The sequence below is a fragment of the Rufibacter sp. JT20002 genome, assembly GCF_056491185.1.
Genome location: NZ_JBSZJY010000001.1, coordinates 2316686 through 2338879 on the forward strand (window position 1 = coordinate 2316686; position 22194 = coordinate 2338879).

Genomic DNA, 22194 nt, shown 5'->3' on the forward strand with positions numbered 1-22194 from the left:
TTTGTTTATAAATGAAACATGATGTGACAAGTACTCTCATCCGAGAACTACGGAAAGAAAGTTACAAAGTCTGCGAAATAAGCGCAAGTTTCTTCAGGGGCTTGTGGCTTGGTTTTCAGAAAGTAACCCTAAAACGGAATCTAGGCTTACCCTTCTAAAAACCAATGCGTATGCCTACATTTGCGGTTTGGTCTCCCGCTTGTTTTAAACCCGTTCAAACAGAATTATTCTGCCGCGGTTGTTGTTCTAGAGAGGCTATAATTCTATATGACAGAAGATCTCATCCAACAAGATACCGAATTAGACGCGCTGGACGCCCGCGAGCACATCATCATCAAGCGGGCCCGCGTCCATAATCTAAAGAACCTGAGCGTGGCCCTGCCGCGTAACCAGTTCATTGTGGTGACCGGCCTTTCCGGTTCGGGCAAATCATCCCTGGCCTTTGACACGCTCTACGCCGAGGGACAGCGCATGTACGTGGAGAGCTTAAGCTCCTACGCCCGCCAGTTCCTGGGCCGTATGGATAAGCCCGATGTAGATTACATCCGCGGCATCAGTCCGGCCATTGCCATTGAGCAGAAGGTCAGCATCCGGAACAACCGCTCCACCGTGGGTACCAGCACCGAGATTTACGATTACCTCAAGCTGCTTTACGCCCGCATTGGCAAAACCATTTCGCCGGTTTCGGGGCAGGAAGTGAAGAAAGACACCGTTTCCAGCGTGGTCGATTTCCTGATGACCTTGGAAGACGGAACCCGCATCATGATTCTGGCGCCGCTGCAGCAAAGCAAAGACCGCAAGCTTAGCAAAGAGCTGGACCTGCTGCTGCAGAAAGGCTATTCCCGCGTGCTCTACAACGGTGAGGTCTCCTTCATTGAGGAACTGATTGCCGAGGGCCAGAAAGAACCCAAGGGAACAGTATCGGTGCTGATTGACCGCGCTGTGATTAAGCAGGGCGAGGAAGACGAAAGCCTACAGATGCGCCTCGCTGACTCGGTGCAGACCGCTTTCTACGAGGGCCACGACGAGTGTCACATCCAGATCGGCGACGAGACCCGTGTGTTCTCCAACCGCTTTGAGCTGGACGGCATGGTGTTCGAGGAGCCTAACGTGAACTTCTTCTCCTTTAACAACCCATACGGCGCCTGCCAGACCTGCGAAGGTTGGGGCAGCGTGCTGGGCATTGACCCAGACCTGGTCATCCCAGACAAAAGCCTGACGGTGTACGAGGGAGCCATCGCGCCATGGCGTACTGAAAAGCAGAATGAGTGGCTGCAGCCCTTGCTCAAAAATGGGGTACGCTTTGATTTTCCCATCCACCGTCCATACAACGAACTTACTGAGGAGCAGCAGGAATTACTCTGGACCGGTAACAAGTACTTCGGTGGCCTCACCGATTTCTTCAAGCACATCTCGGCGCAGACGCATAAGATTCAGTACCGCGTGCTGCTCTCCCGTTATCGGGGACGTACCGCTTGCCCAGACTGCAAAGGCTCGCGCCTGCGGAAAGACGCCAGTTACGTGAAAGTAGACGGGAAAAGCATCACCGACCTGGTGCTCATGCCTGTGACCAAGACACTGGACTTCTTCCAGAACCTGAGCTTGAGCGAGCATGATATGGCTGTGGCGGATAGGTTAGTCACCGAGGTGACCAATCGTTTGAGTTATCTCACCCGCGTTGGTTTAGGCTATTTGACGTTGAACCGTCTGTCCAACACACTTTCGGGCGGCGAAAGTCAACGCATCAACCTGGCAACTTCTCTTGGCAGCGCACTGGTGGGTTCCATGTACATCCTGGATGAGCCTAGCATTGGGTTGCACCCGAAAGACGCGGACCAGTTAATTGGTGTCTTGCGCACCTTGCAGCAGATGGGCAACACTGTGATTGTGGTAGAGCACGAAGAAGGCATGATGGAAGTCGCTGACCAGGTCTTGGACATTGGTCCGGAAGCAGGATCTGGCGGCGGAAATCTCATGTTCCAGGGTACTTTCAATGAACTCCTGAAAAGCGATACCTATACCGGTCGTTACCTGAGTGGCCGCATGGAAGTGCCGGTTCCTGCCACTCGTCGGCCGTGGCGCAACTGCGTGGAAGTGCACGGTGCCCGCGAAAACAACCTCAAAAACGTATCGGCTAAGTTCCCGCTGGACGTAATGACCGTGGTGACGGGCGTGAGTGGCTCGGGTAAATCTACCCTGGTGAAGAAGATTCTGGCCCCGTCGCTCATCAAAGCGTTAGGTGGTCACGCCGATGCCACGGGTAAATTCGATAAACTCACTGGTGACATCAACAAGGTGAGCCACGTGGAGTTTGTGGACCAGAACCCTATCGGGAAGTCCTCGCGTTCTAACCCGGTGACCTACGTGAAAGCCTACGATGCTATCCGGACCATGTACGCCGATCAGCCGCTGGCGAAAGCCCGTGGCTTCAAGCCGTCGCACTTCTCTTTCAACATAGAAGGTGGCCGGTGCGAAGTGTGCCAGGGCGAAGGCCAGGTGAAAATTGAGATGCAGTTCATGGCCGATATCTACCTGACCTGCGAGGCCTGCGGCGGTCAGAAGTTCAAGCAAGACATCCTGGACATTCAGTACCACGAGAAAAACATCTCCGAGGTGCTGGACATGACCATTGATGACAGTTTGATCTTCTTCAAAGACCAGCCTAAAATTTTGGAGAAACTGAAGCCGCTGCAAGACGTGGGCCTCGGGTACATCCGGCTGGGGCAATCCAGCAATACCTTATCTGGTGGTGAGGCACAGCGCGTGAAACTGGCCTCGTTCCTGACCAAAGGCGCTACCCCGCACAACGGCAACATCTTGTTTATCTTTGATGAGCCCAGCACCGGTCTCCACTTCCACGATATCAGCAAGCTGTTAACGGCCCTGAATGCCTTGGTGGAAAACGGCAACACCGTGCTGGTGATTGAACACAACATGGACATCATCAAATGCGCTGACTGGATTATTGACCTGGGGCCTGAAGGCGGTACCAATGGCGGGCACTTGCTGTTTGAAGGCACCCCAGAAGATTTGGTGAAACAGGAGGACAACCATACAGGCAAGTATTTGAAGCCGAAGTTATAAACCTTTTTAGCGGCTGTTTTTGGGAAATTGCCCTTAAACCATAATTGATTGAGTTAGACCTGTGAGGATTTGAAAACCTCACAGGTCTTTTTGTTTTTGGGCATTTAGGCAAATCGGCTTGAAAATGATACCTTGGAACATGCTTCGTCCTAAGATTCTTTTACCGGCTCTGTTCCTAATTGCCCTCTTTGTAGCAGGTTTCTTTCTGGAAAAACGCTACGGCAAATCCAGTCCAGAGGAATCCCAGCAGATGACGGCGGAAGTGCAGAACCTAGCGGCAGAAGGTAAACTGCAGAACGGAGATCTTATTTTCCACACCTCACGCTCGGCGCAGAGCAAAGCTATTCAATTAGCCACGAAATCAAAGTACAGCCACTGCGGCATCGTGTACCAAGAAGGCGGAAACTACTTTGTCTATGAAGCGGTGCAGCCGGTTTCTACCACACCGTTGGCCGAATGGATTGCCCGTGGGGAGGGCAGTCATTTTGTGGTAAAACGCTTGAAAAATGCAGATCAAGTGTTAACTAAACCAGTGTTAGCCAAGATGAAAGAGGAAGGGCAGAAACTGGCAGGCAAAGACTATGACCTCACCTTTGAGTGGTCTGATGACAAAATCTACTGCTCAGAACTTGTCTGGAAAGTGTATCAGCGGGCTGCCGGCATAGAGATAGGCAAACTAGAGAGACTTAAAGACTTTGATTTAACGGCAAAGCCGGTGCAGGCAAAGATGCGGGAGCGCTACGGCCGCAACATTCCGTACGAAGAAAAGGTAATCTCTCCGGCCAGTATGTTTGCCTCAGATTTGCTAGTGACGGTGGCGCAGAAGTAAGCCGCAGATCAGAACAAATCTAATTGGTTCCGGTTGACTATATTGCCGTCGCAGCGTATAGCTGCCTTTGCGCCAACTTCAAACCAAGCTCAGTCCTCGAATGAAGGAACTTACCGCTCCTCTTCCTGTCAATAAACTTCAGATCTCCGTGGGCATTATCTGCCTGTTCCACGTGTGCGGGCTCATTGGGTTCTATACCTCTTACCGGGAGTGGTTTTTAAGCAACACGCCTTTGAACCTGATCCTGGCGACGGGGTTGCTGCTGTGGAACCATCAGGGGCTCACGGTAAAAATGGTGTTGGGCGCAGTAGGTGTCTTTTTGGTTGGCTTGACAGCAGAGATCATCGGGGTGGCCACTGGAAAGGTGTTTGGCGGCTACCATTACGGCGATGCCTTCGGGTTTAAGTTTATGGAAGTGCCTTTGGTAATTGGTATGAACTGGGCCGCTTTGTGTTTTGCAGCGGCAGCGGTGGTGAACCAATGGGATAAGTCTTATCTATTTAAAGCAGCCATCGCGGCAGCCATTCCGGTGAGCATTGATTTTCTGATTGAACAGGTCTGCGAGAAATTCGACTTCTGGTATTGGGATGGTCACACGCCGCCTTTGCAAAATTACTTGGCCTGGTACGTCTTCAGTTTCCTGTTTGCGCTGGTGCTCATTCCGTTGCTGAAAAACTCCAGAAACCTGTTTGCCCCATATTTTTTGCTGGTGCAGTTTGTGTTTTTCCTGCTTCTCAACCTGGTAGAGCTTTTTTATGCAGGATAAAACCCTCACCTACGATTACATCATTGCCGGGACGGGAGCTGCCGGGTTGAGCTTGGTCTGCCATCTGCTGGGTCATGAAAGCCTGCAACAAAAACGCATTCTGCTGCTGGACCGGGATTTGAAACAAACCAATGACCGCACCTGGTGCTTCTGGGAAACCAGCGAGAGTCCGTTTGAAAGCTGCCTGAAAAGCAAGTGGAGCAAACTGCACTTCCATTCTCAGAAGTTCTCGGCTTTGCTGGACATCAGCCCGTATCGGTACAAAATGCTGGATAGCCTCTCGTTTTACCAGCACTGCTTTTCTTTAATAGAGAAGTATCCTAACGTGGAGTTCCGGCAAGACGAGATTGTGGCAATGGAGCCGGAAGGCATGATCAGGGGGAAGAACGCGGTGTACCAAGCACACTACGTGTTCAACAGCGTGCTTTTTCAAATTCCTAAACTGCCGCATAAACATTATTTGGTGCAGCATTTTAAGGGTATTTTCATCAAAACCGCCGAACCCGTTTTCAAGCCTGAGGAACCCACGCTCATGGATTTCAGGGTAGAACAGCACCAAGACTGCCGGTTCATGTATGTGTTACCGGTCAACGCCTATGAGGCCTTAGTAGAGTACACTGGCTTTTCAGTGGCAGCTTTGTCCCAGGAAGAGTATGATAAAGAACTAAGCGCCTACCTGCGTGATTTCCTGCACCTCACCCAATATGAAGTCACGCATGAGGAGGTGGGCATCATTCCTATGACCGATGCTCCTTTCTCCAAGGGAATGAGCGAGAAGGTGATCAACATAGGTACGGCAGGCGGTGCCACCAAGGCGTCCACGGGGTACACGTTCAGCTTTATCCAACGGCAGTGTGCGGCCATCGCGCGTAACCTGGCTCAAGGCCGAAAACCGTTGGCGGGTTCTGGAAAAAGCATCGACAAATTCGCCTTTTATGACAGCGTGTTCCTGCGGGTATTGCTGGAGAAAAAGCAGGAGTCTTGGGAGGTATTCCATGACATGTTCAGCAAGTTGCCGGCGAGCCTCATCCTTAAATTTTTGAACGAAGAGACCTCGCTCCTGGAAGATATCCGGATCATGAACGCGGTGAACCGGCCCATTTTCCTGTCGGCAGTCATCAAGCAAGGATTGAATGGCTAAACGGCAGGTTTTTGATCTACCTATCTGGCAACGCACGTAAACCACAAATCACTAACTTAGCGGCTCAGGTACGGCTACTGTTTTCTGTAGCGGGAGCCTTTTTGACCTATTTTTAAGAAAAAGAACCTAAAACCTTGGTGGTGCGTAAAGCAGCCCCTTCCATCAAATACCTAATTCATGGCTATGAGAAAAAACATTGTTGCCGGCAACTGGAAAATGAACAAAACCTACCAAGAGGCGCAGGCCCTGGTAAGCGAGATTGATAACATGGTGAAAGACGAGGTCACCGGAGACAACGTGGAGGTGATTGTCACGCCGCCGTTTCCGTTCCTGAACTCCGTTTCTAAACTGATCCAGGGCAACCCGCGCATGCACCTGGCTGCGCAAGACGTAAGTGCCCATGAGAGCGGCGCCTACACTGGCGAAGTATCAGCGGCCATGCTGAAGTCTGTGGGCGTGGAGTATGTGCTGGTAGGTCACTCTGAGCGCCGTCAATACCACAACGAAGACGCGGATCTGCTTTTGAAAAAAATGAAAGCCGCTTTGGCACAGGGCATCAAGCCTATTTTCTGTTGCGGTGAGCCATTGGAGGTACGCGAGGCCGAGGATCACTTCAAGTATGTAGCCCAGCAGTTGAGGGAAACTGTGGCGCACCTGAGCAACGAGGAGTTTGACCAGATTGTGATTGCCTACGAACCCATCTGGGCTATTGGTACGGGCCGTACAGCCAGCAGCCAGCAGGCGCAGGAGATGCACGCTAGCATCAGAGAAGAACTGTCTCGCATTTTTGACGCCGAGGCCGCTTACAACAAGACCATTCTGTACGGCGGTAGCGCCAACCCCGGCAACGCCAAAGAATTGTTCGCCCAGCCAGACGTAGACGGCGGGTTGATTGGCGGTGCCTCGCTTAAGTCAAGAGATTTCACTGATATCATTAAATCTTTCTAAGGGGCTTCTGGCAGGCCTCTTTGCCTGATGTCTGAATATTTATATAGTGATAGCCTTATATTTTGGGCCTGTTTTGAGAAAAACAGGCCCAAATTGCTTTTAAACCATATATTTATGGGGTAGAAGGTAATAAATGCCCTCATCTACCTTTTAAGCTTTTTGCTTCCTTTTCTAGAAATAAGACTAAAACACAAGATATTACTCTTATTTTCGTTGAAATATTTACCTAGTCTTCTGCCAGATGGCAGAATTTTTATACAAACGTTTATGAGTTTCATTGAAGTAACGGTTACCGCTTCGCCAGAGTATTCTGAAATCCTGATTGCCGAATTGGGGGAATTAGGGTTTGATACCTTTCAGGATACCGATGAAGGATTTCAGGGGTACATTGAAGAAGAGCGGTTTTCTGAGGAAGCCCTGCAGGAGGTATTAGAGCGTTACCAATTTGCCGGAGAGTTTCCGTACCAGACCAGAAGCATTGCCAAACAGAACTGGAACGAGGAGTGGGAGAAGAATTTTGAAGCCTTACTGATCGCAGACCAAGTATCGGTGCGCGCCGATTTCCACCCTAAGCCCGAAGGAATCCAGTACGACATCGTGATCACCCCAAAAATGTCTTTCGGGACGGGGCATCATGAGACCACCACCCTCATGATTGAAAACCAATTGACCTTAGGCCATGCTGGAAAGCGCGTGCTGGACATGGGCTGCGGTACCGGTATCCTGGCCATCATGGCCGAGCAATTGGGTGCCCGCCAGGTACTGGCCGTGGACATTGAAGACTGGACCGTGGAAAACGCCCGTGAAAACGCGGAGCGTAACAACTGCTCTACTTTGGAGGTGCGCTTGGGAGATGCCACCGTGTTGCAAGGAGAGGCGCCTTTTGACCTTATTCTGGCCAATATCAACCGCAATGTGTTGTTGGAAGACATGCCCGTGTATTCCCAATTGCTGCTGCCCGAAGGGCCTTTGGTGCTGAGCGGCTTTTATACCGAAGATCTTCCGCTACTGCAAGAGAGGGCCGCTGAGCTTGGCCTTGCTTTTGAGTCTTCCAGAAACAAGAACAACTGGGTTTCGGCCATTTTCCGGAAAACAGCCACTAAATAGCCTGCTTAGCATCGTTTTATATGAAGCATTTTTATCTCTTCCTGATTCTTTTACTCACCGGGTTGGCCAGTAATGCCCAGACCTATAAGCTGTCTGCCGATAACCCGGAGCAGTTTGTGCTGGACATGCGCGCCTTAATGGCCGGTACCAAAAACACGGCGGCGGTGCAGGTGGGTACCAGTTTTGAGCAGGCTTGGGCCAGCGGCAGATTGAATGACACCCAGAAAAAGAAGGTCATGGACCTAGCGCAGCAAATGCTCAAGAAAAAGCTAAAGGCCCGACCGCACTATGAGCATTTTCTGGGTACTGTGAGTTCCAGCGTGAACCTGCACCAATACACCGGCGCCAATCTTGACCAGTTATTGGCCGTGATGGAGCAAACCCTCCAGAAACAGGACATCAAGGTATATGAGAAATTCCTGGCAAACACTCAGCAGTTTCTTTTAACCAAAACCTTATATAAAGGCCCCACCAACAGATTGCAGGCCCAAGGCGGCGTCTTCACTTTTGAGTACCGCGAAGGAACCCCGGCAGCTGTCACCGATTCTGGTTGGGGAACAGAAGAGCCTGCTGAGGCAGCCACTCCAAAGACAACTCCTACCAAGTCAGCTGCAACCCCGGCCGCAAAAGCAGCAACGGCTACCCCAAAACCAGCCCCTAAGAAAGTAGCACCCAAACCGGTAGAGGAAGATCCTTGGGCCGCTTGGGAAACGCCTAAGAAAGTAACAAAGCCGGCTGCTAAAACGGCTAAGAGCTCCAGCAGCTCTAAAAAATCTACGGGTACAAAGTCTCCTGCTGCCGCCAAGAAAGACACTCCGGCCCCGGCCAAAGCAGAACCTGCCCCACCGGTAGAAAAGGAGTACTTTTCGGCTCCTCTGCCGGTGCTGGCAGGCCCGGTGGTAGTGCTACAGAAGTCAGATTTGGTGTTTGCCTCTGCGTTTGACTCAGTGACCATCAAAGAAGCCAACGGTGCCGTTTCCCTGGCCAATGGCCAATATGCCGGTACCGGCGGTAAACTGGTCTGGAACCGGATGGGCGGAGATGCCACTGCCGAATTCAAGAACCTCGCTTTTGAAGTGGCCAAGCCAGGTTTCAAGGCGGAGGACGTAACGCTGACGTATCCGGCTGTGCTGGAAAACACGATCAGGGGTAATCTGGAGTATCGGCTTACGCGGCCTAAAGCCAACGGTGATAATGGGTTTCCTAAGTTCATCTCGCACACCAACAACGCCAACATCAAACGCTTTGGCGCAGACATCAAATACCTGGGCGGGCTTTCCCTGACCGGGGGTACCATCATGAGTGCCGCCCTGGATGGCAGCCCTTCCACCATTTGGGTATCTGATAACGGAGAAGCCAAGTTCAGGGCCTCTTCCCGTAACTATACCATCAATGACAGCATCATCACTGCCCCAGAGGCGGGTGTTGCGCTTTTCCAGGGCAAAGACTCCATTACCCACCCGGGAGTGAAGTTCAAGTACAACAAGGAAGGGAAACGGCTGGTGTTGATCAATCCGGAAGGGTTCTACAAGCAGACGCCTTATTACCACTCTTACAACCAGGTAGAGCTTACCACCGATATGGCTTCTTGGAACATCAAAGAGCCTAAAATTGATTTCTCCATCTTAACGGCTAAGAACGAGGTGCCGGTGCAGGTGAACTCTAAAGAGTATTTTACCTTAACTCGCTTCCAGCAGATCAAAACCATCTCCAACTTCCACCCGCTGTATACCACAGTAGGGTATGGGGCTAAGATTGGAAGTAAGACGTTCTACCTGGCGCAGATGTCTGAGGACACCAAGATCAAGAAGGAGGTGCTGCACAATGCCCTTACCACCTTGTCCCAAAGCAACTACCTGGACTATGACGCCACCACCGGTTACGTGCTCCTGCGCGAGAAAGCCTACCACTACGTAGACGCTTCCAGAGACAAGAAAGACTATGACTACATCCATTTGAATGCCCTGTCACCAGCAGGTAAGAACGCTACCCTAGACTTGGCTTCAGGTGATTTGATTCTGCATGGGGTAGAGTCATTCGCTTTTCATACAGACTCAGCAGTCATTGTAGAGCCAGACAGCCAGACCGTCCGGATACAGAAAAACCGCAACATGTTGTTCAACGGGAAAGTGAAGTCCACTGACTTTACTTTCAAAGGCAAGGAGTTCTTGTTTGATTATGATGGGTTTTTTATAAATCTGGCCAAAATCGATTCTACCGTTTTAACCACTAAAACCAAAGGCCAGGACGGAAAAGAGAAAGACACCCCCTTTACTCTGGTGAACCGGGGCGGCAAAGGTCAAGCTAAACTGTACATTAACCGCCCTGACAACAAATCTGGTCGCAAGAAATCATTAGGCTATCCGGCCCTGGATGCCATCTCAGGTGCCACGGTGTACTTCAATAAGCCAGAAATCTTGGGTGGGGTGTATGACACTACGGTGTATTTCAACATTCCGCCGTTCAAGATAGACAGCATGGCCAGCACCAAGCATAATGTCATCGGGTTTAAGGGAACCTTTAATTCCGGGGGCATTTTCCCTCCGTTTGAGACAAAGTTGGCCATTCAGCCAGATGGGGCGTTAGGGTTTATTTACCCAGTGCCTAAAGCTGGGTTTGCGGTGTACGGAGGCAAGGGCCGTTTCACCGATACCCTTACCATGGATACCAAAGGACTGAGAGGAAAAGGCGTTCTGAGTTACCAGACTGCTACCATGCACTCACCCGGGTTTGTGTTCTACCTTGACTCGGCCATTACCCAGGTTGGAAAGAAAGGAAGCTTTAAGGAAGGTACCGTTGCCCAAGGCTCTTACCCTAGCGGTACGTTCAAGGCCTTTAAGATGAACTGGTTCCCTTACAAAGACACGCTTCAAGTGCACACGGTGGGTAGAGAACTGATGAGCATTTTCAACGACCGCTTTACTTATAAAGGTATGCTGGGCTTTACGCCATCATCGCTGTTTGGGAACGGGGTAGTGGAAAACAAAGAGGTGGCCATGAAATCACCGCTGTTTGTGTTCAAGAAAGGACTCATCCACGGGAACAAGGCCGGTATGGAGGTAGCTTCCTCTGATAAGAAAATACCGGCCCTTACCACCTACGATGTCTACTTGGACTTCCACATGGATGCCGGCTACGCCGAGTACGGGGCCGAAACCAAAGGCAAAACTACCACTGAGTTTCCGTTTGCCCAATACAAATCTTCTCTGTCTGCCGGTAAGTGGGATTTCAAAACCAGAAAGCTCATCTTGACCAGCGGCAATACAGACGGTGGCGAGTCTTACTTCTACTCCATGAAGTCAGGCGATGACTCGCTTGCTTTCAAAGCAAAGAGTGCCACTTATGACTTCAGTAACTATACCTTGGTGGCGTCGGGCGTGCCGTACATTCCTATTGGCGATAGCTACATTGTGCCAGACAGCAACAGAGTACAGTTCTTGAAAGATGCAGAGTTGAAGACGTTCCAGAAAGCCGGGTTAGCCATGGACTCTGTTCAGAAATTCCACCAGATGGTGAAAGGCGAACTGCACGTAGACAACCGCTTTGGCATCACAGGTAACGCTACCTACTCCTTTGCCAATGCCAGTGGCGATGCCTACAAGATCAAGTTTGACAAGTTTACCTGGCAAAAACCAGAAGGAGGTAAGAAAGACGAGCCTAAAGCGCCGGCCTTCTTTTTAGCCGAGGGTACTGTCAATGAGAAAGACACCCTGTTCATCATCCCTAAGGTGCGGTACTACGGGAACGTGGCGGTGGCCTCTAACAAGAAGACCTTCAATTTTGACGGGCATGCCAAGATGCTTTTCGGCGGAAATGAGAGTGCCGACTGGTTCCCGTACAAACGCGATGGGGTAGACCCAGAGGATGTACGCCTAGAAATCAAGAATCCGGCCCTGGCTGATGGCACTCCGCTGAAAACCGGTATCCACATCAACACAACTTCCGGGAAGCTCTACAACACGTTCGTTTCCAAGAAGCAGTTTGATGATGACATAGATGTGTTTGACGTACAGGGCGTGCTTTCTTTCAACAAAGAAGAAAAAATGTACAAACTGGGCGATGAGGGCCGCGCTTACGGAAACTCCTATACCGGCAACATGCTGCAGTACAATGACGCTACCAAAGAAGCCAAGTATGACGGGCAGTTCAACCTCATCAGACCGGTGAAAGGATTCAAGCTGACCACAGTAGGTAGCGGTATTGGCCGTACCGATAGCAGCCGCTATGAGTTAGACACCTTCATGGCTTTTGACTTTGACGCGCCCTCCCAAGCCATTGAAAGCATGGGCGCAAAAGTAGCAAAAGATGTAGCCGGCCTTCCGGAAGGAGTGGACTTAAACAGCCCTACGCTTCCGTACAAACTGGCTGCGTTTATTGGAGACAAAGGCGTGCCGGCATTCACAGCGGCCACGTCTAAGGGCTACGTTCCTTTCTCTAAAATTTCTGACAAACTCATCCATACGCTGGTGCTGAACCAAGTGAACCTGAAGTGGTCACCTAAGAACAATGCCTGGTACAGCGTAGGCCCGGTAAGCATTGCCGGCATTGACAAGACAGACGTAAACGCGAAAATCACCGGGCACATTGAGATCAAAGCGGGTGCCGCCGGAGATGCCGTTTCCATGTACCTGGAGGTGAACCCATACGTTTGGTACTACTTCAACTTCTTTGAAGGCGGATTAGGAATGACCTCATCAGATCCGCAGTTTAACGGCGCGGTGGCTTCCAAGTCAAAAGGCAGAGCCGTGGCTGGTGGTGACTACACCTTCTATCCGCTGGAAGACATAGACCGGATGGAGTTCGTGAATTACTTCCGAAAAACATACCTGGGCAAAGAACCTATGAAGGCCGCTCCGCAGCAAGTGTACAACACCTTTGACACCGCTCCGGCAGAAGAAACTGACAAGAAGAGCAAGAAGAAAAAGAAAGGGGAAGAAACAGAGACCGGAGCTATTCCTTCAGGTTTTGACACCCCGGTAGTCCAGTCAGAGGAACCTAAGGCCAAGAAGAAAAAGAAAGAGGAAGCTGCCGATGCAGTTCCGGCCGGATTTGAAACCCCAGCCGCTCCTCAGCCAGAGGAAGCCAAAGGAAAAGACAAGAAGAAAAAGAAAGAGGCGGATGTAGATGTGGTTCCGTCTGGCTTTGAAACCCCGGTAACTGAGCAGGAAGATGCTTCTGGCAAAAAGAAAAAAGAAAAGAAGAAGAAAGCCGGCGAAGCGCCTCCAGACATTGACCCGGTTGGCAACTAACATGTAGTCCATCAGGCGGTTCAAAAGGTTTCCTTTTCTACTACCCTAACATCCCGTTTTCAGGCTAGTTTCTCAGGAACTGCCCGGAAACGGGATGTTTCGTGAAGGACCAGTATGGGTGTTGGGCCATGGGAAGGGTTTGTCTATATTTGAAAGGAGTTTCAGCGGTTATTGCCGTATAAGAAAGCAGATCTACAAAACATCGCAATCACATGGAGATAGTCACTATTGGCGGAATCATCTTGTTGGCTTATTTGATTGGGGCAATTCCTACGGCCGTATGGGTGGGTAAAACCTACTATGGTATAGATGTGCGTCAGCACGGAAGCGGCAATGCGGGGGCTACCAACACCTTCCGGGTGTTGGGGAAGAAACCAGGTTCTATTGTCATGGCCGTGGATATTCTCAAAGGCTGGGCCGCTACCTCGCTGGCTAACCTGTTGGTGTACTGGGACGTCATTGAGCCACAACAACTCATCATGTTCAAACTTATTCTAGGCGTGGTTGCTGTGATTGGCCATATCTTTCCGGTGTACGTGGGCTTTAAGGGAGGCAAGGGTGTGGCCACGCTGATGGGCATGGTGCTGGCGGTACATCTGCAGGTCGCCTTGATTTGCCTGGGCGTTTTCATTGTGGTACTGCTTTTGACCAAGTACGTGTCGCTTAGTTCTATGCTGGCTGCCATTTCTTTTCCGTTGCTGTTGCTGTTACCTATGTTCAAGCCAGACAATTACCTGTTGCCTACTTTTGGCGTGTTCATTGCCATCATGGTAGTGCTTACCCATAAGAAGAACATCAACCGGTTGCTGCAAGGTGTTGAAAGCAAAGCCAACATCAATCCATTCAAAAGCAGATAGAGAGTTTGGGCTAGTAGCCTTAATGGGTTTTTAAGGAGTGTTTTCCTAAAAGGAGCTTAAAGCCGGAAAGCCTCGCTAAAAAGTAGAAAAGTCTGGCTTTAAAGCTGGCAAATCTGATTAGATAAACCATAAAAGCGTCTTTCTTCAAGGAGAAAGGCGCTTTTTGTTTTAACTTCACCCATCATCAAACCTATACTATGAAAGCCTATATTGAAGAGAACAAAGACCGGTTTCTGCAAGAGTTGCTGGAGTTGTTACGTATTCCATCCGTAAGTGCAGACCTTTCTTTCAAGGGAGACGTGATGCGGGCGGCTGAATTTTTAAGAGAGAAGTTGCACGAAGCCGGGGCCGACAATGCCCAGTTGTTCCAGACGGCGGGCAACCCCATTGTATACGCAGATAAAATCATTGATCCGGCTTTGCCAACGGTGCTGGTGTACGGGCACTATGACGTGCAACCCGCTGACCCGTATGAATTGTGGAACTCACCGCCGTTTGAGCCGGTGATTAAAGACGAGAAAATCTACGCCCGCGGCGCCTGTGATGATAAAGGCCAGACCTACATGCACGTGAAGGCGTTTGAAACCATGATGCAGCAGCGGGCCTTGCCTTGCAACGTGAAATTCATGATTGAGGGCGAGGAAGAAGTGGGCTCCGTGAACCTGGCTACTTTCGTAAAGGAAAACAAAGAAAGGCTGAAGGCCGATATTATTGTGATCTCTGACACGGGCATGCTGGCCAATGACGTGCCTTCGGTAACGACTGGTCTGCGGGGCCTCAGCTACCATGAGGTGGAGGTAACCGGACCTAACCGTGACCTACACTCCGGCCTGTACGGTGGCGCGGTGGCTAACCCCATCAACGTCCTGTGCAAGATGATTGCCTCGCTGCACGATGAGAACAACCACATCACCATTCCGGGATTCTATGACAACGTGGAAGAACTGAGCCAGGAAGAGCGCGCCGAGATGGCACGGGCTCCTTTCAGCCTGGATGCTTATAAAAAGGCCTTAGACCTGTCTGATGTGCACGGCGAGGCAGGTTACGCTACCATGGAGCGTAATTCCATCAGACCTACTCTAGACGTAAACGGCATCTGGGGCGGTTACACCGGCGAAGGGGCTAAAACGGTGATTCCGTCCAAAGCCTTCGCGAAGATCTCTATGCGGTTGGTACCGCACCAAACCTCAGAAGAAATCAGCGAGCTGTTCCAGAAGCATTTTGAGTCTATTGCGCCACCTAGCGTGAAAGTAGTGGTGAAACCGCACCACGGCGGCGAACCAGTGGTAACACCTACTACCTCGGCAGGGTACCAGGCGGCTTCAAGGGCCATGGAAGAAACGTTTGGCAGGAAACCGGTACCGGTGCGCAGCGGGGGCAGTATTCCTATCGTGGCCATGTTCAAGTCTGTGCTGGAAACTGATACCGTGCTGATGGGTTTCGGGCTGGATTCTGATGCCATCCACTCGCCTAATGAGCATTTTGGCGTGTTCAACTTCATGAAAGGCATTGAAACCATTCCGTTGTTCTACAAGCACTTTGCCGCGTTGCACACCCAGGAAGCCTAATCATTTCAAGCTCTTTTCTCTGAAAAGACCTTAAAAAGAAAGCCCCGGTACCTTCAAAAGTACCGGGGCTTTTTACTTACAACCTGTCTTATGTCTGAATGGAGATCGTATGGTTCAGATTATCTGCTGAGCGGGAAACCCAAAGACAACAGGAACGAAGAATGACGGGCATTTTTGAAGTCGCCTCTTACCGGAGAATCATCGGTTAACTCAGTAAAAGCGCCGTTGTAACGCAGCCCTAAGCTGATACCGTTGGCAGTGGCGAAACCAACTCCGGCGGCGTAACCTACTTCAAAATCTGAATACCCTGATTTGCTTTTTTCGCTTACCTCACGGTTCACCAGTTCGCCGTCACGGTAGTGTTTGGTTTTGTCGTTAACGCTCACCAGGTAAGAGACCTGTGGACCGGCCTCAAAGAAGAAGCTGCTGGCTTTTACGCGGGCCAACACCGGCACATCTAAGTAGTTGAAGTTTGCAGTTCCTTCGTATCTATTTTCAACGCCCAGCAAAGTGGTCTCTACTTTGTCATCGTACTTGTAACCTTTGTTGGAGTAAAGTACCTCTGGTTGAATGGAGAAGAAATCACCGATGATGGGCGCGTTAAAGTACACCCCGGCATTAAAGCCGATCTTGTTGTTGAACCGTTCTTCGTTCTGTAAATCGCCGGAAAGGTTAGAGTAGTTAAGACCGCCTTTGATCCCGAAAGAAGATTGTGCCTGGGCCGCATAGGAAGCCACTATAGCTACGAATAAGAAGACGAGTTTTTTCATGATTTTAGAAATTTGAATTTAGTTCCATTGTTTGCAAGTATTTAATCAAACACTGTGCCTAAATCGAGTTAACTTAGTTTTTAGGTGTTTTTTAGAGTGGCTTTTCTTGTAAAACGTTGATACTAAAGGATAAAAAAATGGGAGAAACCGCAATGCAGTTCCTCCCATTTGTCAAGATTTGAAATTGATTAGCGGCCACCAAATACGTAGCCTAAAGTAAGTTGGAAAGCAGAGTGACGGGCATTCGTTAGTTCGTCATTGTCTTCCTTGGCCAAGGCATTGATACCTCCAGTATAGCGTAAGCCTAAGCTAAGGCCGTTTTGGGCCTGATATCCTAAACCAGCCGCGTACCCAATTTCCAGTTCAGAAAGATTGTCTTTCTCTACTTTGGTAGAACGTTCAAAGTCTCTGTCGCCTATTTTCTCTTCGGTGTTGTCTTTGATACCTAACAGATAAGACGCCTGCGGGCCTCCTTCAAAGAAAAGACCCCCCGCGTTGATTCTCAAAAGAACCGGCAGATCAAGGTAGTTGTAGTTAACATCGCCTTTGCGCTTGTACTCTACATTGTTGATGGTGAATTTCTCGTCACGGTACTGATAGCCGCGCTGAGAGAACAGAAGCTCTGGCTGCACAGAAAGGAATCCATCTCCGCTCAGGTCAAAGTTGGCGGTCAAGCCCCCTACAAAGCCTAGTTTGTTTTGGTAGATATCCTCGTTGGCCAATTCTTTGCCAGAGATGTTGGAGTAGTTTGCTCCTGCCTTGATTCCGAAACGTGGACCTGTTTGCGCTTGCGCTACACCAAAGGAAAGCACTGCTGCTACAAATAATACAATCTTTTTCATAGTGGGTTTAAAATTAAGTAACGGGTTGTTTGTCTAGGATACCCTTATAAAACCACCCCATTATACGGCTACGCAAGAGAATGTTGGCTTTTTGTAGATTAAATTATCAACAAGTTAAAGCGGGTCCGTATTTAAACAACTTAGAAAAAGATAAGAATTGGTATAAGAAGCCTTGCTTTTCAATAGATTAGCCCTTTTAAGACTTTGGCCTCGGCGAAGCAAATTTAGGAGCAAAGTAAAAATGGGTATTTCTACTTTGGAGGCATTTTCAGGAAAATACCGGCTAAATAGATAAGCCAACTAGAAAGACAAAAGCACTTCTTACAGATGGTAAAATGAGTTAGAAATCAGAAGGGTAGGCTAAGTGCAGAGCATAAAAAAAGGGCCTCCCGAGAGAGGCCCTTTCTGTGGTTTGATTAAGCAGGGATTATCTGCCGCCAAACATATAGCTTAAAGAAAGCTGGAAGACAGAGTTGCGTACTTTGGCATCATCATCTTCATTGATGCTGGTGATGCCTCCTTGGTAACGCAATCCTATGCCAACACCGGCAGGCATCTGGTAACCAATACCGGCCGCGTACCCAAATTCAAATTTCTTATAGCCTTCTCCGTCTTCAGTATCAAGGTCAAGCTCTTCTCCGCCTACTTCCAGGGTGTTTTTATCATTGATCATAAACCCTAAGGTTGGTCCTAGTTCAAAGAATAATCCGCCGGCATTGATGTGAGCCAAGATTGGCACATCAATGTAGTGGAGTCTTGATTTCAGAGTGTATTCTTCTCCATCTTCTTCTCCTTCAAATTTGAACCCTTTCAAAGAATACAGTAGTTCTGGCCGGATGGACACCATTTCTGAGATACCGTAGTCTGCAAAGAGACCACCATTGAAACCAAAGAGATATTCAGCGTCATCTAGGTCATCACCCGTGACGTTGGTAAAGTTCGCACCTGCTTTTATCCCCAATTTAATTCCCTCCTGGGCTTGGGCAAAGTAGGTGGTGAACAATGCGGCAATAAAGAATACTAGCTTTTTCATGAAGTTTATTTATTTAGGTTAGGTAATTGACTAAAGGTGAAAACTGGGAAGCTATGTGCCCCAAAAGCCTTTTACAAGCCTTTAAGCGTGTAACTTACTGATAGTTGGAAAGAGGAATTATAGGCTTTTGCCTCTCCTTCTTTATCTAATTTGCTTAAGCCTCTGTTGTAGCGTACCCCAAGGCCTAGGCCGCTCTGGAACTGATAACCCACGCCAGCTGCTACGCCAAGGTCAAATTTGTTGAATTCATCTGTCACGGTTTTAGTTTCTTCAAATTCCTCGCCCATAATCTCGCCCTCATCCCGTGTTTTTGCGCTTAACAGGAAGGAGAAGGTAGGACCAGCCTCAATAAAGAAATTACCCGCCTTAAATCTGCCTAAAACCGGAAGATCTAGGTAATGGGTGGTAAGGTACGATTTGTATTCAAAGTCTTCTTCCTCTTCTTCGGCATAGAAGCCTTTCAAAGAGTAGAGGAGTTCTGGTCTGATTGAAAACTTGTCTGTAACACCATAGTCTAAGAAACCGCCGGCATGAACACCTAGTATGTTGCCTAGGTTCTCTGTGTCATCACCAACAACACTGCTCACATTAACACCTGCTTTCAAACCTAGTTTGATGCCGTCCTGCGCTTGGGCAAAATAGGTAGTGAATAATGCGGCAATCAAAAAAACTACTTTTTTCATGAACTGAATAATAAAGGTTAAGGGGTTTAGGAATCTATTAAAGGTGCTATTTAGGACAAATATAGATTTTAGTATATACTAAAAAGTAAGTATTAAAGCGTTGATCTATGCTGGTAGGAAACCTGTTTAGGGTATTTAGTAAGTGGTTAAGGATGTACCTTCTACTCATAGGCTACATTACATAGCATGTCTCTGAAAAAAAAGTGGCATTTTGCACTGTAGTGTAGCCTCAAGCATGGTAATGCTACCTCTACTAGACAGCTTTATATTGGATTACCCCTATCCTTGTCTGAAATAAAAATCCTCCTGACGAACTGCCCGCTTAAGTAGCATGTATTCATCAAGAGGAGAAAGAAGCGGAATTGAATATTAAAGGGAAGAATTAGCCGGCCCAGCCTTCACGGTCCAGGCTCCGATACTGGATGGCCTCCGCGAGGTGCTCTATCTTGATGTTTTCTGAACCCGCCAGGTCGGCAATGGTGCGACTCACTTTCAAGATACGATCGTAGGCTCTTGCGGAGAGGCCAAGTTTTTCCATAGCGGCTTTCAACAGCAGTCTTCCGGCTTCGTTGATGCGGCACAGGTCTTTTACCATTTGGGGCGGCATCATGGCATTGGAGTGGATGTCTGGAAATGCCTTGAACCGCTCAGCTTGCCATTGACGGGCCCGTTCTACGCGCTCCCTGATGTCGGCACTGGTTTCAGTTTTGCGTGTCTCGGTCATTTGGTCAAAAGAGACGGGTGTTACTTCCACGTGCAGGTCAATACGGTCCAGCAACGGCCCGCTTACTTTATTTAGATAACGTTGCACCACCCCCGGACCACAGACGCAGTCCTTATTTGGGTCATTGTAGAAGCCGCACGGGCAGGGGTTCATGCTGGCCACTAACATGAAATTGGCCGGGAAATCAATGGTAAGACGTGCCCGCGAAATACTTACCCGCCGCTCTTCCAGAGGCTGACGCATAACCTCTAGCACCGTTCTTTTAAACTCCGGGAGCTCATCCAGGAACAGAACCCCGTTGTGGGAAAGGGAAATCTCGCCGGGTTGCGGATTGCCACCACCTCCTACCAAGGCTACGTCTGAAATGGTGTGGTGCGGTGCCCTGAACGGACGTTGGGCCATCAGAGCCCCCTTGGTGCCTAACTTACCCGCTACCGAGTGGATCTTCGTTGTTTCCAGCGCCTCGTGAAGGGTAAGCGGAGGCAAAATGGAAGGCAGCCGTTTGGCCAGCATGGTTTTACCGGCGCCAGGCGGCCCGATCATGATGACGTTATGGCCACCGGCAGCGGCTATCTCTAGGGCACGTTTAATGTTTTCCTGGCCTTGCACATCGGCGAAGTCGGCAGTGTATTGGTGTACCGTTACTTGGAAGAGATCGCGGGTGTCTACTTTTAAGGGCTCAATGGTCAGGTTGCCGCTCAGGAAATCAATGGCTTCTTTGAGGTTAGACACCCCTATCACATCCAGGTTGTTCACAATGGCGGCTTCCTGGGCGTTTTGTTGGGGTAGGATAAATCCTTTGAAGCCTTCCTTTCGGGCTTGAATGGCAATGGGCAAAACTCCTTTGATGGGTCTGAGTTCACCGTCTAGGGCCAGTTCGCCCATGATCAGATACTTTTCAAGCTGATCGGTGAGGAGTTGGTCAGAGGCCGCCAATATTCCTAAAGCAATAGGAAGGTCATACGCCGAGCCTTCTTTGCGTACATTGGCAGGGGCCATGTTGATGACCACTTTCTGGCGCGGCATGCGGTAGCCATGATGTTTCAAAGCAGACTCAATCCGCTGCTCACTTTCTTTGATGGCGTTGTCTGGCAGGCCTACCAAAAAATACTTTGTTCCCGGCGATACATTTACTTCAATAGTGATGGTGAAGGCATTGACACCTTGTACCGCGCTTCCGAAGGTCTTTACAAGCATAGATGATTCTAATACAATATTGGATTATTTTGTAAGTAGCCCAACAGCAATAGACCGGAATAAATTCCTTAAAAGGTTAAGCTGATAAATGGCCTGAGTACTTTCTCTTCAACCACACCGGTGCTAAAAGGAAAATCATCGCTTTCAAAGCCTTTTCCCAAAGCTTGGTCATAACCAGAAAACTGTCTCTGCTTGCCTTTTAATAAGCGCCCAACATGTCCATTTAAGCTTTACCCTTGTTTTCGTAAAACCAAGCAAAAAGCACATTTACGGAATGTTAAACCGAAGTTAAGCCATGTGTTTCTCCAGCAGCAGAATCAGGATGTGGATCACCTTGATGTGGATTTCCTGAATTCTGTCGGCGTAGCCGAAATGCGGGACCCTAATCTCTACATCGCTTAGAGACGCCAGTTTGCCGCCGTCTTTGCCGGTGAGCGTGACCACGTGGGCGCCTTGGGCTTTGGCAGCCTCAGCGGCTTTGAGTACGTTGCCCGAGTTGCCGCTGGTACTGATGCCTAAGAGCACATCGCCGGGTCTTACCAAGGCCTGCACATAGCGAGAGAACACGTGGTCATACCCATAGTCATTGGAAACGCAGCTCATGTGACTAGGGTCTGAGATGGAGATGGCAGCCATAGGGGCGCGGTCATCGCGGTAGCGGCCGGTGAGCTCCTCGGCAAAGTGCATGGCGTCACACATGGAACCTCCGTTACCGCAAGATAGAATCTTACCTCCGTTTTTCAGGCTGATGGCCATAAGGTGGGCTGCCGCTTCAATGGAAGAAACGGTGGCGGACTGAGCCAGAAAATTTGAGAGCACTTGTTGGGCTTGTTGCAGTTCCTGCAGAATAAGGGCAGAAGGCGAGGTGTTCATGTACTAACGCAAAGGCCGGTGATCTGTCGGCGGCAGGTTGGGGTTTTCGTCTGGGTTCAACGTAGGAGGCATGGGAGCGGGCGTGATGATCAGATTTCGCTCCTCCTGGTCTGCGGTGTTCCCTACAGGAGAACTGGTGGCGGGTGTGCTTGGGGTAGGCTCCGGAACCAGAGGGACAGCCGCAGTTCTTATCTGCTGGTCATAATGCTTCGCCTTCAGTTCAGTATGCTTTGTTTTCAGCTCGGTGTGCTGGCGGTACTCGCGGTCCAGTTTTCGTTTCAGGGCAGCAATATACACGTTTTCCACCAGCAGTTCAGCCAGCAGCAAGACCACCCCGCCCCAGAGCAGCCGGTTGTAGAACTCGGCATCGTGGGCTAAGTCAAACAAGGCCACAAACTTAGAGACACTTAAGATCCGCAGCAAGAACAGAAAGGCGATGAGCAAATATACCATCACCGCCACATTTATAAACTTCTTCAAAGACTCCATGGCCGTACAGATTGCTAAACATTAAGAATAATGA

At 49.6% G+C, this 22194-nt stretch carries 16 protein-coding genes; 9 read left to right on the forward strand and 7 right to left on the reverse strand.

Annotated features, from left to right (window positions below):
* Positions 1-267 precede the first annotated feature (267 nt).
* The 9 genes from uvrA to ACW9SV_RS09360 all read left to right on the forward strand — a co-directional run bounded on the left by uvrA (position 268) and on the right by ACW9SV_RS09360 (position 15549).
* A complete protein-coding gene (gene uvrA, locus ACW9SV_RS09320) occupies positions 268-3084 on the forward strand; it encodes an excinuclease ABC subunit UvrA (protein WP_479556465.1) in 2817 nt (938 codons plus the stop codon).
* 124 nt (positions 3085-3208) lie between these two features.
* Positions 3209-3913 carry a YiiX family permuted papain-like enzyme gene (locus ACW9SV_RS09325; RefSeq protein WP_479556524.1) on the forward strand — a complete coding sequence of 235 codons (705 nt, stop codon included), beginning with the start codon at positions 3209-3211 and terminating at the stop codon, positions 3911-3913.
* A gap of 100 nt (positions 3914-4013) precedes the next feature.
* On the forward strand, positions 4014-4679 hold the full coding sequence (locus ACW9SV_RS09330) for a carotenoid biosynthesis protein (RefSeq protein WP_479556466.1): 666 nt from the start codon (positions 4014-4016) through the stop codon (positions 4677-4679).
* Positions 4669-5820 (forward strand): lycopene cyclase family protein, encoded by a 1152-nt coding sequence (locus tag ACW9SV_RS09335; RefSeq protein WP_479556467.1) that lies wholly within the window; start codon positions 4669-4671, stop codon positions 5818-5820. Before ACW9SV_RS09330 ends, ACW9SV_RS09335 begins: the two co-directional genes overlap by 11 nt.
* A gap of 183 nt (positions 5821-6003) precedes the next feature.
* Positions 6004-6768, forward strand: a complete 765-nt coding sequence (gene tpiA, locus ACW9SV_RS09340) for a triose-phosphate isomerase (RefSeq protein ID WP_479556468.1) — start codon at positions 6004-6006, stop codon at positions 6766-6768.
* Positions 6769-7035: 267 nt separating this feature from the next.
* Positions 7036-7875 carry a 50S ribosomal protein L11 methyltransferase gene (gene prmA, locus ACW9SV_RS09345; RefSeq protein ID WP_479556469.1) on the forward strand — a complete coding sequence of 280 codons (840 nt, stop codon included), beginning with the start codon at positions 7036-7038 and terminating at the stop codon, positions 7873-7875.
* A gap of 20 nt (positions 7876-7895) precedes the next feature.
* A complete protein-coding gene (locus ACW9SV_RS09350) occupies positions 7896-13124 on the forward strand; it encodes a hypothetical protein (RefSeq protein WP_479556470.1) in 5229 nt (1742 codons plus the stop codon).
* Positions 13125-13336: 212 nt separating this feature from the next.
* Entirely contained in the window at positions 13337-13981 is a 645-nt protein-coding gene (gene plsY / locus ACW9SV_RS09355; protein WP_479556471.1) for a glycerol-3-phosphate 1-O-acyltransferase PlsY, read from the forward strand.
* A gap of 197 nt (positions 13982-14178) precedes the next feature.
* Positions 14179-15549 carry a dipeptidase gene (locus ACW9SV_RS09360; RefSeq protein WP_479556472.1) on the forward strand — a complete coding sequence of 457 codons (1371 nt, stop codon included), beginning with the start codon at positions 14179-14181 and terminating at the stop codon, positions 15547-15549.
* A 119-nt stretch (positions 15550-15668) separates the two neighbouring features.
* Here the strand turns inward: ACW9SV_RS09360 and ACW9SV_RS09365 are convergent, their stop codons facing one another.
* The 7 genes from ACW9SV_RS09365 to ACW9SV_RS09395 all read right to left on the reverse strand — a co-directional run bounded on the left by ACW9SV_RS09365 (position 15669) and on the right by ACW9SV_RS09395 (position 22160).
* On the reverse strand, positions 15669-16319 hold the full coding sequence (locus ACW9SV_RS09365; protein ID WP_479556473.1) for a porin family protein: 651 nt from the start codon (positions 16317-16319) through the stop codon (positions 15669-15671).
* Between the two features lie 188 nt (positions 16320-16507).
* Positions 16508-17161: a porin family protein gene (locus tag ACW9SV_RS09370; protein WP_479556474.1), complete on the reverse strand. Its 654-nt coding sequence runs from the start codon at positions 17159-17161 to the stop codon at positions 16508-16510.
* Positions 17162-17588: 427 nt separating this feature from the next.
* Positions 17589-18194 (reverse strand): porin family protein, encoded by a 606-nt coding sequence (locus tag ACW9SV_RS09375; RefSeq protein WP_479556475.1) that lies wholly within the window; start codon positions 18192-18194, stop codon positions 17589-17591.
* Positions 18195-18265: 71 nt separating this feature from the next.
* Complete coding sequence (locus tag ACW9SV_RS09380; RefSeq protein WP_479556476.1) at positions 18266-18877, reverse strand: porin family protein; 612 nt, start codon at positions 18875-18877, stop codon at positions 18266-18268.
* Positions 18878-19259: 382 nt separating this feature from the next.
* Complete coding sequence (locus ACW9SV_RS09385) at positions 19260-20798, reverse strand: YifB family Mg chelatase-like AAA ATPase (RefSeq protein WP_479556477.1); 1539 nt, start codon at positions 20796-20798, stop codon at positions 19260-19262.
* Between the two features lie 288 nt (positions 20799-21086).
* Complete coding sequence (gene lpcA, locus ACW9SV_RS09390; RefSeq protein ID WP_479556478.1) at positions 21087-21671, reverse strand: D-sedoheptulose 7-phosphate isomerase; 585 nt, start codon at positions 21669-21671, stop codon at positions 21087-21089.
* 3 nt (positions 21672-21674) lie between these two features.
* Entirely contained in the window at positions 21675-22160 is a 486-nt protein-coding gene (locus tag ACW9SV_RS09395) for a hypothetical protein (protein ID WP_479556479.1), read from the reverse strand.
* Between the last annotated feature and the right edge of the window lie 34 nt (positions 22161-22194).

What these genes read in the sequence shown, in the direction of transcription:
- ACW9SV_RS09375 (WP_479556475.1), bottom strand. Translation starts at nt 18,194, where the DNA reads ATGAAAAAGCTAGTATTCTTTATTGCCGCATTGTTCACCACCTACTTT.
- ACW9SV_RS09370 (WP_479556474.1), bottom strand. Translation starts at nt 17,161, where the DNA reads ATGAAAAAGATTGTATTATTTGTAGCAGCAGTGCTTTCCTTTGGTGTA.
- ACW9SV_RS09335 (WP_479556467.1), top strand. Translation starts at nt 4,669, where the DNA reads ATGCAGGATAAAACCCTCACCTACGATTACATCATTGCCGGGACGGGA.
- ACW9SV_RS09360 (WP_479556472.1), top strand. Translation starts at nt 14,179, where the DNA reads ATGAAAGCCTATATTGAAGAGAACAAAGACCGGTTTCTGCAAGAGTTG.
- ACW9SV_RS09380 (WP_479556476.1), bottom strand. Translation starts at nt 18,877, where the DNA reads ATGAAAAAAGTAGTTTTTTTGATTGCCGCATTATTCACTACCTATTTT.
- ACW9SV_RS09385 (WP_479556477.1), bottom strand. Translation starts at nt 20,798, where the DNA reads ATGCTTGTAAAGACCTTCGGAAGCGCGGTACAAGGTGTCAATGCCTTC.
- lpcA (WP_479556478.1), bottom strand. Translation starts at nt 21,671, where the DNA reads ATGAACACCTCGCCTTCTGCCCTTATTCTGCAGGAACTGCAACAAGCC.
- ACW9SV_RS09330 (WP_479556466.1), top strand. Translation starts at nt 4,014, where the DNA reads ATGAAGGAACTTACCGCTCCTCTTCCTGTCAATAAACTTCAGATCTCC.
- plsY (WP_479556471.1), top strand. Translation starts at nt 13,337, where the DNA reads ATGGAGATAGTCACTATTGGCGGAATCATCTTGTTGGCTTATTTGATT.
- ACW9SV_RS09395 (WP_479556479.1), bottom strand. Translation starts at nt 22,160, where the DNA reads ATGGAGTCTTTGAAGAAGTTTATAAATGTGGCGGTGATGGTATATTTG.
- ACW9SV_RS09365 (WP_479556473.1), bottom strand. Translation starts at nt 16,319, where the DNA reads ATGAAAAAACTCGTCTTCTTATTCGTAGCTATAGTGGCTTCCTATGCG.
- ACW9SV_RS09325 (WP_479556524.1), top strand. Translation starts at nt 3,209, where the DNA reads ATGATACCTTGGAACATGCTTCGTCCTAAGATTCTTTTACCGGCTCTG.
- uvrA (WP_479556465.1), top strand. Translation starts at nt 268, where the DNA reads ATGACAGAAGATCTCATCCAACAAGATACCGAATTAGACGCGCTGGAC.
- tpiA (WP_479556468.1), top strand. Translation starts at nt 6,004, where the DNA reads ATGAGAAAAAACATTGTTGCCGGCAACTGGAAAATGAACAAAACCTAC.
- prmA (WP_479556469.1), top strand. Translation starts at nt 7,036, where the DNA reads ATGAGTTTCATTGAAGTAACGGTTACCGCTTCGCCAGAGTATTCTGAA.
- ACW9SV_RS09350 (WP_479556470.1), top strand. Translation starts at nt 7,896, where the DNA reads ATGAAGCATTTTTATCTCTTCCTGATTCTTTTACTCACCGGGTTGGCC.